Source organism: Candidatus Burkholderia verschuerenii (assembly GCF_001189365.1).
In the GTDB taxonomy this organism is placed as follows: Bacteria; Pseudomonadota; Gammaproteobacteria; order Burkholderiales; family Burkholderiaceae; genus Caballeronia; species Caballeronia verschuerenii.
On sequence record NZ_LFJJ01000157.1, the window covers coordinates 1 to 13,789 of the forward strand.

10 protein-coding genes and 4 pseudogenes are annotated in these 13,789 nt (G+C 63.9%); all 14 read left to right on the forward strand.

Annotation, left to right across the window (positions count from 1 at the left end):
* Positions 1 to 122 precede the first annotated feature (122 nt).
* Positions 123 to 854 (forward strand): annotated as a pseudogene (locus tag BVER_RS21540) (porin); the annotation flags it as partial.
* A gap of 14 nt (positions 855 to 868) precedes the next feature.
* Entirely contained in the window at positions 869 to 1,924 is a 1,056-nt protein-coding gene (locus tag BVER_RS21545) for an amidohydrolase family protein (protein ID WP_050455018.1), read from the forward strand.
* Complete coding sequence (locus tag BVER_RS21550) at positions 1,921 to 3,213, forward strand: MFS transporter (protein WP_050455019.1); 1,293 nt, start codon at positions 1,921 to 1,923, stop codon at positions 3,211 to 3,213. The genes BVER_RS21545 and BVER_RS21550 overlap by 4 nt, the downstream gene beginning before the upstream one ends.
* Positions 3,210 to 4,448, forward strand: coding sequence for an MFS transporter (locus BVER_RS21555; protein WP_050455020.1), 1,239 nt, complete (start codon positions 3,210 to 3,212; stop codon positions 4,446 to 4,448). The genes BVER_RS21550 and BVER_RS21555 overlap by 4 nt, the downstream gene beginning before the upstream one ends.
* A gap of 15 nt (positions 4,449 to 4,463) precedes the next feature.
* A pseudogene (locus tag BVER_RS21560) lies at positions 4,464 to 5,776 on the forward strand (MFS transporter).
* Positions 5,777 to 5,778: 2 nt separating this feature from the next.
* Positions 5,779 to 6,711 carry an amidohydrolase family protein gene (locus BVER_RS21565; protein ID WP_050455021.1) on the forward strand — a complete coding sequence of 311 codons (933 nt, stop codon included), beginning with the start codon at positions 5,779 to 5,781 and terminating at the stop codon, positions 6,709 to 6,711.
* A gap of 53 nt (positions 6,712 to 6,764) precedes the next feature.
* The gene (locus tag BVER_RS21570; protein WP_083452290.1) at positions 6,765 to 7,991 is read left to right on the forward strand and encodes an alpha-hydroxy acid oxidase; all 1,227 of its coding nucleotides are present in this window, start codon (positions 6,765 to 6,767) and stop codon (positions 7,989 to 7,991) included.
* A pseudogene (locus tag BVER_RS21575) lies at positions 7,913 to 8,602 on the forward strand (c-type cytochrome); the annotation flags it as partial. The gene BVER_RS21570 and the pseudogene BVER_RS21575, both read left to right, overlap by 79 nt.
* 18 nt (positions 8,603 to 8,620) lie before the next feature.
* Positions 8,621 to 8,779 (forward strand): hypothetical protein, encoded by a 159-nt coding sequence (locus BVER_RS31780; protein ID WP_157056163.1) that lies wholly within the window; start codon positions 8,621 to 8,623, stop codon positions 8,777 to 8,779.
* A 20-nt stretch (positions 8,780 to 8,799) separates the two neighbouring features.
* Complete coding sequence (locus BVER_RS21580) at positions 8,800 to 9,366, forward strand: cupredoxin domain-containing protein (protein WP_050455022.1); 567 nt, start codon at positions 8,800 to 8,802, stop codon at positions 9,364 to 9,366.
* The gene (locus BVER_RS21585; RefSeq protein WP_050455023.1) at positions 9,356 to 10,984 is read left to right on the forward strand and encodes a cbb3-type cytochrome c oxidase subunit I; all 1,629 of its coding nucleotides are present in this window, start codon (positions 9,356 to 9,358) and stop codon (positions 10,982 to 10,984) included. The genes BVER_RS21580 and BVER_RS21585 overlap by 11 nt, the downstream gene beginning before the upstream one ends.
* Positions 10,981 to 11,774, forward strand: a pseudogene (locus tag BVER_RS21590) (c-type cytochrome). Before BVER_RS21585 ends, BVER_RS21590 begins: the two are co-directional and overlap by 4 nt.
* Positions 11,775 to 11,898: 124 nt before the next feature.
* Positions 11,899 to 12,939, forward strand: a complete 1,041-nt coding sequence (locus BVER_RS21595; RefSeq protein ID WP_050455024.1) for an NAD(P)/FAD-dependent oxidoreductase — start codon at positions 11,899 to 11,901, stop codon at positions 12,937 to 12,939.
* A complete protein-coding gene (locus tag BVER_RS21600) occupies positions 12,936 to 13,646 on the forward strand; it encodes an extensin-like domain-containing protein (RefSeq protein WP_232316700.1) in 711 nt (236 codons plus the stop codon). Before BVER_RS21595 ends, BVER_RS21600 begins: the two co-directional genes overlap by 4 nt.
* Positions 13,647 to 13,789: the final 143 nt, after the last annotated feature.

Genomic DNA, 13,789 nt, shown 5'->3' on the forward strand with positions numbered 1-13,789 from the left:
CTGCCGACGCTTCGCCGATCACCTCGCGGTGACCTGCGCACGGCTCGGGGCCGATGTGGTTCGCTACTCCTTCATCGCAGTGGACTTTCACCACCTACTCCTTGCCGGTCTACCGGCGCACTCAGAACTCGCTGCTCTATGAACAAGCGGTCACGTTCGATCCGATGGGCGCATCGTCGAAATACTCGGTGTTGTCGGTCGATTATGCGACGGCCGCGCGCATCGACAATTCCGCGAAGTACACGGGCGTGTTCGGCCCGCTGACCGCGCAAGCGATGTACAGCACGCGCTACGACACCGGCTACGGCGCGGAAGTGCCGGGCGCGGAAATCACGGGCCGCTTCTTCAGCGGCGCGCTGACCTTCGCGCAAGGACCGCTCGCGGCGAGCGTGTCGTACGAACAGCGCAACGGCAATACGGCCACGACCAACACCGCCACCGAGCGCCGCGCGACCGCTGCCGCGACGTACGTGTTCGGGCCGGTCAAGGGCTTCGCGGGTTATCGCTATCTGCGTGCGTCGAACGCGTTCCTGCCCGCCAATCCGATCGTGCTCGCCAACGGTTCCGAAGCAAGCGCCGCGAATCTGTATTGGGCGGGCGCGCAGTACACGATCACGCCGGCTTTGCAGTTGACGGCGACGGGCTACTACCAGGACGTGCACTCGACCAGCGCCGATTCGTGGCTGGCCGTGCTGTGCGCGGATTACTTCGTCTCGAAGCGCACGGACCTCTATGCGACGGCGGGCTATTCGCACAACAAGAATGGCGCGGCGCTCGGCGTGGGCGGTTACGGCACGGTGGCGCCGGGCTACAACCAGACCGGCTTCGTGATCGGCATGCGTCAGAAGTTCTAGGAGAGGACCGCGCCGTGCAAATCGTTCATGCGCCTCATGCGACCGTTCGGCTCGACTGGCTCGCGCGACGCGTCGAGCCGGAGCTCGCGCCGGAGCTCGCCATCGTCGATGCGCACCATCATTTGTGGGACCGGCAAACCGGCCGGTATCTCGCGGAAGAGTTCGGCGCGGATGTCGGCTGCGGGCATCGGATCGTCTCGACCGTCTACGTGCAATGCCGCTCGATGATGCGCGCAAGCGGTCCCAACGCGATGAAGCCCGTCGGCGAAGTCGAGTTCGCCAACGGCGTCGCCGCGATGTTCGCGAGCGGGGCGTATGGACCGGCGCGCTGCTGTGAGGCGATCGTCGGCGGCGCGGATTTCTCGCTCGGCGCGGAACTCGACGCCGTGCTCGAGTCGATGCTGCAGGTGTCGGGCGGACGTTTGCGCGGCATCCGCAATCCGCTCGCATGGCACGATCATCCCGACGTGACGTCGAGCCCGGTCACGCCGCCGCGCGATCGCATGCACGACCCGGCATTCCGGCATGGCGTGCGAACGCTGGCGCGCTTCGGCTTGTCGCTCGATGCGTGGGTGTATCACACGCAGCTCGACGCGCTTTACGAACTGGCGAAGGCATCGCCCGATGTGATCGTCGTGATCGATCATTTTGGCGGTCCGCTCGGTGTTGGGCCGTATGCGGGAAATACCGGCAAGCGCGTGGAGATCGTCGCTCACTGGCGTCAGGGACTCGCGCGTCTCGCGAGCCTGCCCAATACGCGCATGAAGCTGGGCGGCGCGGGTCTGACCGTGTTCGGCTTCGATTTCGCCGCGCGCGATCTGCCGCCATCGTCCGAAGCGCTCGCCGATGCGTGGCGGCCTTACTTCGATATCTGCATCGAACTGTTCGGCGTGAATCGCTGCATGTTCGAAAGCAATTTCCCCGTCGACAAGGGGATGTTCAGTTACGGCGTGCTGTGGAACGCCTTCAAGAGACTGGCGAGCGGCCTGTCCGCCGATGAAAAGTCCGCGCTGTTCAGCGGCACGGCGGCATCGACCTATCGCCTCGAGATTTCCGGAGACAACGCATGAAGACGAGCGCAACCGTCTCGAACGACGACATCAACGCCGGCGCGCAGGGCAAAGGGCTCAGGAACATCACCGCGATCGAGTGGTGTTCGCTGACGCTCGCGGGTCTGGGCTGGACTTTCGAAAGCTACGACTCGTTTCTGCTCTCGCTGCTGCTGCCGACGCTCGCGCTTCAGTTCGGCCTGAGCAAGGCGCAACTCGGCCTCTTTACGAGCATCACGGCGGCGGGGCAGATCATCGGCGGGATTCTGTTCGGCTATGTGTCCGACCGGCTCGGTCGCGTGCGTACCGCCTTGCTCTGTGTCTGCATCTATTCGCTGTTTTCGGGCGCGATCGCGTTCGCGCCGAACGAGCACTGGTTCGCGGCGCTGCGCTTTTGCGGCGCGCTCGGCATGGGCGGCACCTGGACGGCTGGCGCGGCGCTGATCGCCGAAACGTGGCATGCGAGCCGTCGCGGCAAGGGCGGCGCGCTGATGCAGATGGACTTGCCCATCGGCGCGATCCTCGCGATCACGATTTCCGGCATCGTCAGCAATAGTTATGGCGGGCTCGCGGGGCAAGGATGGCGGGTGCTCTTCATGGTTGGCGCGCTGCCGTTCTTCATCCTCTTCTGGGTCGCGCGCAAGACGCCCGAATCGCCCATCTGGCTCGAACGCAAGCAGGCGAAAGCACACGCGCGGTCGCAAGCCATGGCGGCAAGCCAGGCGAGCGGCGATGCGCTCAACGTGCGCGGCCTCGTGACGGCGTTCGGCTTCATCTTCTTCCTGCAATACCTTTACTGGGGCGTGTTCACCTGGACGCCGACTTTCCTCGTCACGGTCAAGCACCTCGATTTCGTGCACAGCCTCAAGTTCGTGCTGTCGCTCCAGTTCGGCGCGATCACCGGTTTCCTGCTGTTCTCCGCGTTCGTGGACCGGCTCGGCCGCCGCCCGATGTTTCTCGCGTATTTGCTGGTCGGCGCGGCGGCGGTGTTCGTGTACATCCTGTCGGCGAACCCGTGGCTGTTGATGGTCGCGATCTTCTTCACCGGCTTCAGCGTCAACGGCATCTTCGCGGGCGCGGGTCCGTTTCTCGCGGAGATCATCGGCAACACGGCGTCGCGCGGCTTTCTGATGGGCCTTGCCTATAACGGCGGACGGCTCGGCGGCTTTATCGCGCCGCTGGTGATCGGCGCGCTGGCATCGACGGCGGGCGGATTCGTGCTGGGCCTGGCGACGACCATCGTCGCTTTCATTGCCGCTGCCGTGGTCGTATTCTTCGCGCCCGAAACGCGCGGCAAGTCGCTGTCATGACGACAGCCGCCGGACCGCGCTTCGTCAGCCGGCTGTTTCCGGCGCGGACCGAGGCGGCGCTGCGACGCTATTTGAGCGGGCAGGTCGCGTCGGTGCTCGGCAGCTGGACGCAGAACGTCACGCTGAACCTGCTCGTGTATCACCTGTCGGGATCGGCTGCGATTCTCGCGCTGCTAAACTTCCTGCTGTACGGGCCGCAACTGATCGTGGCCCCGGTCGCGGGATCGCGCATCCGATCGGAGAACGCGAAGCGCGCGACGCTGTGCGTGCTGATGACATCGCTGGCGCTGACGGCGAGCCTGTTTACGCTTTCGCTGCTCGGCGTGCTGAGCGTTCCGCTGATCCTGGCGCACGCGCTGTTGATTGGCATCTCGAGCGCGGTGGAAACGCCCGCGCGTCAGGTCTTGCTGCTGACGAGTCTCGAAGACGCGACGCACACGTCGAATGCCGTCGCGATGAACACGATGGTGTACAACATGGGCCGCATGGTCGGCCCGACCATCGCCGGATTCGTTTATCCGATGCTCGGGGCGCGCGCGTCGTTCGTGATCTACGCGCTCGCGCTGTGCTTCATGGCGACCTGCGTGCGCTCGATCAGGACCGACGCGCCGATGCGCCCGACGCGCGCCGAAAGCGGTCTGCGCGACGCGGTTGGCTACGTGATGTCGGACGCGTTTTCGGGACGCTATCTGCCGATACTCGCGTGCATCGGCTTGTTCGCGGGGAGTTATCAGACGCTCGTGCCCTTGCTGGCCGACAAAGGTTTTCACGACGCGGCGCGCTTTACCGGCGTGTTCTTCGCGTGCGCCGGAGCGGGGTCGCTGAGCGCGGCCGTGCTGTTGTCGTCGGCGCTGGGGCCGCGCGCATCGGCACGGTTCATCGCGTGGGCGCCGTGGACGGCCGCGGCCGCGCTCGCCGTGCTGTCGATGACGAGCGCCGCCGCGGCATCGATGCCCGCGTTCTACGCGCTCGGCTTCAGCCTCACCTTCGCGGCCACGTCGACCAACGCGACCATCCAGCGAAGCTGCCCCGAACACGTGCGCGGCGGGCTCGTCGGCATGTACGGCATGGCCTACAACGGCACGATGCCGTTCGGCTATCTGCTGGTCGGCACCGCATCGGAAGCGCTCGGCGTGCGCCACACCTTCGGCGCGATGGCCTTCGTGCTGGCGGCGGGTGTTGTCGCGATCACCGTTTTAAGCCGTATCAGAGAACAGCGCACAAGCGCACAATAGTTTCAGGAGACAGACATGCAAGTCAACGGCGGCACCTTATCGAATATCGAGCGACAGACCATGCGTAAGGTGGTCTGGCGGCTTCTTCCTGCTATCTGCTGGCCTTCATCGATCGCGGCAACGTCGGCATGGCGTCCCTGCAGATGAATCACGATCTCGGGCTCTCCGCGCGGGTGTTCGGCTTCGGCAGCAGTCTGTTTTTCGTGTCCTACTTCTTCTGCGAAGTACCGAGCAATATGGCGCTGCAAAAGTACGGCGCGCGGCTGTGGATCGCTCGCATCATGATCACGTGAGGGCTGGTGTCGGCGGCGACGGCGCTGGTGCGCAATCCGACCTCATTCTATGTGCTGCGCTTTCTGCTGGGCGCGGCCGAAGCGGGCTTCTTTCCGGGCGTGCTGCTGTATCTCTCGTACTGGATTCCGCCGAAGTATCGCGCGCGCATCGTCGCGACCTTCATGGTGGCGATTCCCGCCGCGAGCTTCATCGGCTCGCCTATCTCGGCCGCGCTCCTGCAGATGGACGGCTTCGCCGGTCTGCGCGGCTGGCACTGGCTTTTCATCCTCGAAGGCGTGCCGACCGTGATCCTCGGCATCGTGTGTCTCGGGTTCCTGACGGACAAGCCCGAGCATGCGAAATGGCCTACTGACGAAGAGCGCGATTGGCTGAAGGGCGCGCTCGCGAACGAAGCGCGCGAGCCGAAGAAGGTCGCGCACATGCCGCTCACGAAGCTGTTCCGCAATCGCTACGTGCTGTGCCTCGCACTCGTCGATACCTGCGCGTCGGCGGCGGGCAGCACGCTGTCCGTGTGGCAGCCGCAGTTGCTGAAGTCGTTCGGTCTGACGGTCATGCAGACGGGTTTGCTGAATTCGGTGCCGTATCTGATGGCATCGTTCCTGATGGTCTATTGTGGCCGCCGTTCGGATCGCCGTGGCGAGCGCCGCTGGCACACCGTCATTCCGATGCTGCTGATCGGCTTCGGCCTGTTCGGCACGTCGCTCTCCGGCTCGCTGCTCCCGACGATGATCATGCTGTGCGCGGTGCTCGTCGGCGCCTATGCGTTCAAGGGTCCGTTCTGGGCGCTGGCCTCGGGTATGCTGTCGAACAGCGCGGCGGCAGCGGGTCTTGCGACCATCAACGCGATCGCCAATCTGCTCGGCGGCGGGCTGATGGTCAACGTGTACGGCTGGGTCAAGCACGCGACCGGAAGCTATTCGCTCGCGCTCATGCCGCTCGACTTGTTGACGCTCGTCAGCGTGGCGACGCTGCTGCTGTTGAGCCGCTCGTCGGGACCGGGCGCGCGCGTGACGAACGAGACGAAGGCGGCGTGATCATGCGCGACATGAACCGCAGGGAATTTCTCGGCGTGAGCGCGGCCGGGCTGTTCGGCGCATCGTTTGCGTCGACGGCGATGGCGCGCGAAGTGTGGTCGAGCGGCACGGAAAAGCCGGCGTTCACGCTGCCCGCTGGCACGATCGACTGCCACATGCACATCTACGACGACCGCTTTCCGAGTGCGCCCGGCACGACGCTGCGGCCGCCGAACGCGAGCATCGAGCAGTATCGCGCGGTGCAGACGCGGCTCGGCATGCATCGCAACGTGGTGGTGACGCCGTCCACGTACGGCACCGACAACCGTTGCACGCTCGACGCGCTCAGGCGCTTCGGCCAAGATGCGCGCGGCGTCGCCGTGGTCGATTCATCCGTCACGCAGCAGCAACTCTCCGACATGCACGATGCCGGCGTGCGCGCCATTCGCTTCAACCTGAGCTATCCCGGCGCGACCACCGTGGACATGCTCGCGCCGCTCGCCTCGCGCATCGCGCCGTTCGGCTGGCATATCGAGCTCGTCGTGCAGGGCGCGAAGCTGCCGTCGCTCGAAACCATCTTGTCGGCGCTGCCGTGCCCGCTCGTCATCGATCACATCGCGCATGTGCCGCAGCCGGGCGGGCTCGAATCCGATGCGATGCGCGCCGCGCGCAGGCTCGTCGATCGCGGCAATACGTGGATCACGCTGTCCGGGCCGTATGTCGATACGAAGAGCGGAGCGCCTGGTTACGCCGATGTCGCGCCGGTAGCGAAGGCGTTCATCGAGGCGGCGCCCGAGCGCATGCTGTGGGGCACGGACTGGCCGCATCCGACGCAGAAGTCGGATAAGCCCGACGATGCGAGTCTCGTCGATACGATCGCGGGCTGGATCGGGCGATCCGACTGGCAGCAGATGATCTTCGTGTCGAACCCGGAGAAGCTTTACGGCTTCGCCTGACGCGACACGTGACACGCATGGACCGTGTGCGGTCCCGCAATCAAGGAAGCACCATGTCCGATTCCTTCAGCTTTCGCGATTACCCGCTCGCGAGCCACACGGTGCCGAACACGGGCACATCGAGCAAAGTGCCGCGCCGCCTGCAGCCCATCCTGTCGCTCGACGATTTCGAAACGGCCGCGCGCGAGTTTCTGCCGAAGCCGATCTTCGCGTACATCAGCGGCGGCTGCGAAACCGATCGCACGTTGCGGCGCAACCGCGAAGCGTTCGAGGAATACGACTGGATCACGCGCGTGTTCAGCGATACCTCGCGTCGCACGATCGATGTCGATCTGCTCGGCCACACCTACGGCGCACCGTTCGGCATCGCGCCGATGGGCATCAGCGCGTTGTCGGCGTATCGCGGCGATCTCGTTCAGGCGCATGCCGCCCGCCGCGCCAACGTGCCGATGATCATGAGCGGTTCATCGCTGATCCGCATGGAGGAGGTGCACGAGGCGAATCCGCACGCGTGGTTTCAGGCCTATGTGCCGGGCGAACCGGACAAGATCGTCGCGTTGATCGGACGCGTGCGCGCGGCGGGATTCGGCACGCTGGTCGTGACGGCGGACACGCCGGTGTCGGGCAATCGCGAGAACAACGTGCGGGCGGGATTTTCCACGCCGCTGCGCCCGAGCGCGCGGCTCGCGTGGGAAGGCATCACGCATCTGCGCTGGCTGTTCGGCACCGCGTTGCGCACGCTGGTCAATCACGGCATGCCGCACTTCGAGAACTCGCGCGTGACGCGCGGTGCGCCGATTTTGTCGTCGAACGTGCTGCGCGATTTCGGCGCGCGCGACCATCTGAACTGGGATCATCTGAAACTGATCCGCGATAACTGGCCCGGCAAGCTGGTGGTGAAGGGCATCCTGCACCCCGACGATGCCCGGCGCTCCTGCGATCTCGGCGCGCAGGGCGTGATCGTTTCGAATCACGGCGGACGGCAGCTCGACGGCACGCGCGCGACCCTGCATGCGCTGCCGGATGTGGTTGACGCGGTCGGCGAACGCTGCACGGTGATGATCGACGGCGGTTTCCGACGCGGAAACGACGTGCTGATCGCGCATGCGCTCGGTGCGCGTGCCGTCTTCGTGGGCCGGCCGTTCAATTACGCGGGCGCGGTGGCGGGCGAATCCGGCATTCTGCACGCCGTCGCGATTCTGGCGATTGCTCGATGTGTCATACAGCGATCAACGCGCTCGGCGGCAATGTTACGTCGAAGGCCTTCGAAGGCGGCCTGATTCCGATTCAGAACTGGTACGCGCCGTCGCTCACGTCGAACAAGGAAGCGGGGCTTGGCGATTGGAGCATCGACGAGATCGTGGGTCTTCTGCATGCGGGCGTCAGCGATCGCGGCGCGGTGTATGGACCGATGGCCGAAGTCGTCTACGACAGCCTGCAATATCTCAGCGAAGAAGACGTGCGTGCGATGGCCGTCTATCTGAAGGCCTTGCCCGCGCGTTCGGGCGACAAGTCCGAGCCGCCGAGTCAGGCGGTGGTCGAGCAGAAAACCAGTCTGTCGCCGCTGGGCAAGAAGATCTACGACGCGCAATGCGCCGAATGTCACGCGACGCAAGGGCAGGGCAAGCCGCCCGATTTTCCGCCGCTCGCCAACAACCAGTCGATCGTCATGAGTTCCGCCGTGAACCCGATCCGCATGGTGCTGAACGGCGGCTATCCGCCGGGCACGTTCAAGAATCCGAAGCCTTATGGCATGCCGCCGTTCGCGCAGTCGCTGTCCGATGTGGAAGTGGCGGCGGTGGTGACGTATATCCGCACCGCGTGGGGCAATCGCGGCGCGCCGGTGAGCGTGAAGGAAGTCAACGAGCTGCGTTCCGCGCCGCTTTACTGAGTATCGTGAGTATCGACCATGAATGAAGATCCGGGCGAAGACGAGAAGGTCGACGAGATCGTGCGAAGCGGGCCGAACGGCGCGATCGCGCTCGCGGGCATTTCGACGGCGATCGTGATCGGCATCTGGTTCTGGTTCTACTTTGCGGTGTTTCTGCCGCGCGGCGTGATTCAGTGATTGATTAGGCATACGAAACTATTGCTATCCAACCGGCTTCGCACGAAGTCGCCGAACGAGTCGAGAGACGCTGGGCGACGCTCGTCCTCGTCCTCGTCGCCGTGCTCGTCGCGATGATGGTCTACACCGGCCTGCACTGGGCGATGATGCCGCCTTCGCGCGTCGAGACCGTTCGTCCGGAAACTCTGCATGTCTCCGGCGAATTCGTCGAAAGCAATCTCGGCGCGGCGCCCGAGGCCGATGGTTCCGTGACGGTGCGGATCGTCGCGCAGCAGTATTCGTTCACGCCGCAATGCATCGTCGTGCCGGCGGGCGTGCCGGTTACATTCCGCGCGACGAGTTCGGATGTCGTGCATGGCTTTCTCATCACCGATACCAATATCAATTCGATGCTCGAACCGGGCTATGTGTCGACCTTCAAGACGACCTTCGACAAGACCGGCGATCACACCATGCCGTGCCACGAATATTGCGGCACGGGGCATCAGAACATGTGGGCGCATGTGAAGGTGGTGGATCGCACCGAGTTCATGCAGATGGCCGACAAGCTGCCGGCCGATTCGCGGAGAGTGTCCTGTGTTCAATAGCAAGCGGCTCGTACTCGCGCATTTCTGGCTCGCATTCATCGCGTTCGGTGTCGCGCTGTTGCTCGGCGCGTGGCAGATGCTGGTGCGCAGCCCGCTGCATCTGTGGTTGCAGAATCCGGAGCTTTACTATCGCTCGGTGACGGCGCACGGTACCGTGATGGGTTACGCGTTTCCCACGTTGATCGCGATGGGTTTCGGCTACGCGGTCAGCGAACTCGCTCTCAAGCGTCCGCTGGTCGGCTTGCGCTGGGCGTGGCTCGGCTGGTGGCTCGTCGCGATCGGCGCGGTCTGCGCGGAAACGCCCGTCGCGATGGGACTCGCCTCCGTGCTCTACACCTTCTATCCGCCGATGATCGCCAACGCGTTCTTCTATATCGGCGTCGTGCTCGTGGTAGTCGGCTCGTGGGTCTGGGTCGCGCTGATGTCGGTGAACCTCGCATCGTGGCGACGCGAGAATCGCGGCAAGCCGGTGCCGCTCGCGATGTTCGCGACCGTCGCGGGCGCTTATTTGTGGGGCTGGACGGCGGTCGGCGCAGCCATCGAAGTGTTGTTCCTGATTCTGCCGGTCGCGCTCGGTTTCAAGCACACCATCGACGCGGGCCTCGCACGCATATTCTTCTCGTGGACGCTGCACGCCATCGTCTACTTCTGGCTGATGCCGGCGTATATCGCGTACTACACCATCATTCCGCGCGCGATCGGCGGACGCTTGTATAGCGATGCGATGGCGCGCATCTCGTTCATCCTGTTCCTCGTGGTGTCGATGCCGATCGGCATTCACCATCTGTTTGCCGATCCGCAAGTCGGCTCGGGCTTCAAGTTCATGCACTCGGTATTCACCGCGCTGGTCGCGGTGCCGACGCTGCTCACGGTCTTCACGATCTGCGCATCGGTCGAGATCGCGGCACGGCTACGAGGGGGCAAGGGCACGCTCGGCTGGATCAAAGCGCTGCCCTGGTCCAATCCGATGATGCTCGCCGTCGCGTTCTCCTTCGTGATGCTCGGGCTGGGCGGCGCGGGCGGCCTCATCAATATGAGTTATCAGCTCGATTCGACCGTGCACAACACGCAATGGGTGACGGGACATTTTCATCTGATCTTCGGCGGCGCGATCGTGATCATGTACTTCGTGATTGCGTATGATTTGTGGCCGCATCTGACGGGCCGCGCGTTGACGAATCTGAAGCTGATGCGTTGGCAATTGTGGTTGTGGTTCATCGGTATGATCGTGCTGACGTTTCCGTGGCATGTGGTGGGTCTGCTCGGCATGCCGCGCCGGATGGCCTTCTACGATTACAACGATCCCGCCCTCGCCGCGCAGGCGATGTCCGTGATCATCTCGGTGATCGGCGGGCTGATCCTCGTGGTCTCCGGCATTCTGTTCTTCATGGTGCTGATCGGCGGACATCGCGCGCCGCGGATCGCGCCAGAAGAATTTCGCTTCAGCCGCGCGGTGCACGAGCCGCATACGATACCCGTCGCGCTCAATACCTTCGCGTTGTGGATCGCACTGATGATCGGCCTCACGCTCGTCAACTACGGCTATCCGATCGCGCAACTCGTCTCGCGCGGCGGCGATACCGCCGTGCCCGCCGTTCCCATCGGAGCGCCGCGATGAGCGACGAACGCCTCTTCACATTCCGCAATCGCTGGTTCACGGTCAGCGTGCTGGGCACGTTCGGGCTCGCGCTGGTGTCGGCGTTTATCGGCCTCGTGTGGTTGCCGTCGGCGCAGCGCGATGCGGGCTTTACCGGCATCTGGAATGCGATCTGCAGCGCGGCAGGCGCACCGCGCAACTGGTTTGCGGGCGAAACGAATGTGACGCCGAAGCTCAAGCTGTCGCAAGTGGAAGTGACGCCGCAATTGCTGAGCAACGTCACGGCGAACGCGGTCGGGCGCGGCGCGACGCTGGCCTTGCGCTGCACGATGTGTCACGGCGAGCGCGGCATGAGCGAGGCGAATTCGCCGAATCTCGCGGGACAGTATGCATCGGTCAGTTGATCGACTTCAAGAGCGGCGCGCGCACCAACGCCGTGATGTCGCCAATGGCCGTGAATCTGAGCGATCAGGACATGCGCGATCTCGCAGCCTATTACGCGAGCCTGCCGAGGCCGCCCGCCCAGCGCAAGGTGAGCGCATCGCTTGCGCCGCCGATCGTCGCGCACGGTGCGCCGATGCGCAATATCGCGCCGTGCGCCACGTTTCATGGCGGCATCGATAACAAGGCGGGCAGTCCGTGGCTCGACGGCTTGCCGGCCGCTTATACGAAGGCGCAACTCAGTGCCTTCCACGACAGCGCGCGCACCAACGATATCAACGAAGTGATGCGCAACGTCGCACGCAACATGACGCCCGAAGAGATCGACGCGGCCGCGATGTATTACGCGCGAGAGCTGGATAAGCAGTAGCCGCGCAGTCGCTATTGCCGCCCGATCAGCAGGGGCTTCGTTGCTCCATCGTGACGGTTTCTGTATCGTGATCCGATGATTGCTGCGCGAAATGACGCGCATGCCATGAACCGGAAGCGAAAACATGGAACCCCAAAACGAAGTCATTACCACCGATGTCCTGATTATCGGTGCGGGACCGGTCGGTCTGTTCGCCGCGTTCGAAGCCGGCGTGATCGGCCTGAGCTGTCAGATCGTCGATGGGCTCGACCGCATCGGCGGGCAATGCATCGAGCTGTATCCCGACAAACCCATCTACGATATCCCCGCGATTCCTTCGTGCACCGCGCGCGAACTCGTCGATCGTCTGATGGAGCAGATTCGTCCCTTCGATGTGCCGATTCATTTGAGTCAGCGCGTGATGTCCGTTGAGCAACGCGAGGATCATCGCTGGACGGTGCGCACGGAACATGGCATGCGTTTCGACGTCGCAGCGATTCTTATCGCGGCGGGCAATGGCGCATTCGTGCCGCAGCGTTTGCAAGTGCCGGAAGCGGCCGCGTTGGAGGATCGTTCGGTGCATTACAGCGTGGCGCGTCTTGCCGATTTCGAAAACCGCGATGTGCTGGTTGCCGGCGGCGGCGATTCCGCGCTCGACTGGGCTTTAGCGCTCAAGAATGTCGCCAAGAAACTCACGCTCGTGCATCGGCGTAACGGGTTTTCTGCGGCGGCGAATTCCGTGGTGGCGATGAAGCGCGCGGTCGAAGCGGGCGAGATGGATTTTGTCGTCGGCATGATCGATTCGCTCGACGCACATGATGGCGCGTTGCGTTCGGTGCGGATCAAGCATGTCGATGGGACGACGGATATCGTCGCCGACAAGCTCGTTGCGCTGTATGGTCTCGTTGCCGATCTCGGGCCGATTGCCGAGTGGAATCTCGATGTGCGTGGCGGGCGTATCGAAGTGGATACGTCGAATTACGAGTCGTCGCGAGCGGGGATTTTTGCGGTCGGCGATATCGCGCAGTATCCGAACAAGCAGAAGCTGATTTTGTCGGGGTTTCACGAGGCATCGCTTGCGTTGCGCAAGGCCTACTCGTATGCGTATCCGGATAAGAAGCGCGTGCATATCCATTCGAGTTACGACGCGAAGCTGGCGGAGCGCGTGCAATCGGGCGCGGCGTGATCGGACGCATCGTATTCGGTCTGATGCTGGCGGCGATCGTCGCGGCATTGCTGTTCGGCTATGGCGTGTACACGCGCCGCATCGTCGTGCCGGAGCGCTACGATCCCTTCACACCGTTCGATGTGCGCGCGCCGGACGGTCCGTTCGCACTCTACAAACGCTGGCGCACGCTGCGCGATCCGCAACTCTGCTCGATCGCCCTGGAACATTCGGGTCTCGTCTATCGACCGATGGCGGACGCGACCGGTGCGGGCGGCTGCGCGTTGAAGGATGTCGTGCGCGTGACGCAAGCCGGCGATACGCGCTTCAGCGCGCCGTTTCTCGCGACGTGTCCGCTTGCGCTCGGCATCGCGGAGTTCGAACGTCGCACGTTCCAGCCTGCGGCGCTCGACATGTTCGGCGAGCGCGTCACGCGTATCGAGCACGTCGGCAGTTATGCATGCCGCAACGTGAACCATCAGAAAGACACGGCGCTGAGTCAGCATGCAAGCGCCAATGCAATCGATCTCACAGGCTTCGTGCTCGCGGACGGTACGCGCATCACGCTTGAGCAATGGGCCGGCGCGAACGCGCGAGATGCATCGTTTTTGCGGCGCGTGCACGAAGGCGCATGCCGCTCGTTCGCGACGACGCTCGGCCCCGATTACAACGCCTTGCACGCGACGCATTTTCATGTCGACATGGGACCGACCAGCATCTGCCGATGAATCCTTCGCCTTCGATTGATTGCGGTAGGGATGTCCATTACTGAACACCCCCCGCACAGATCCCGGCGTGCCCAATTTAGGCACCGGGCTCCTACCTTGAGTGCTTGACGACAAAGCGCCGATCAGGCCATGGATGAAGAATG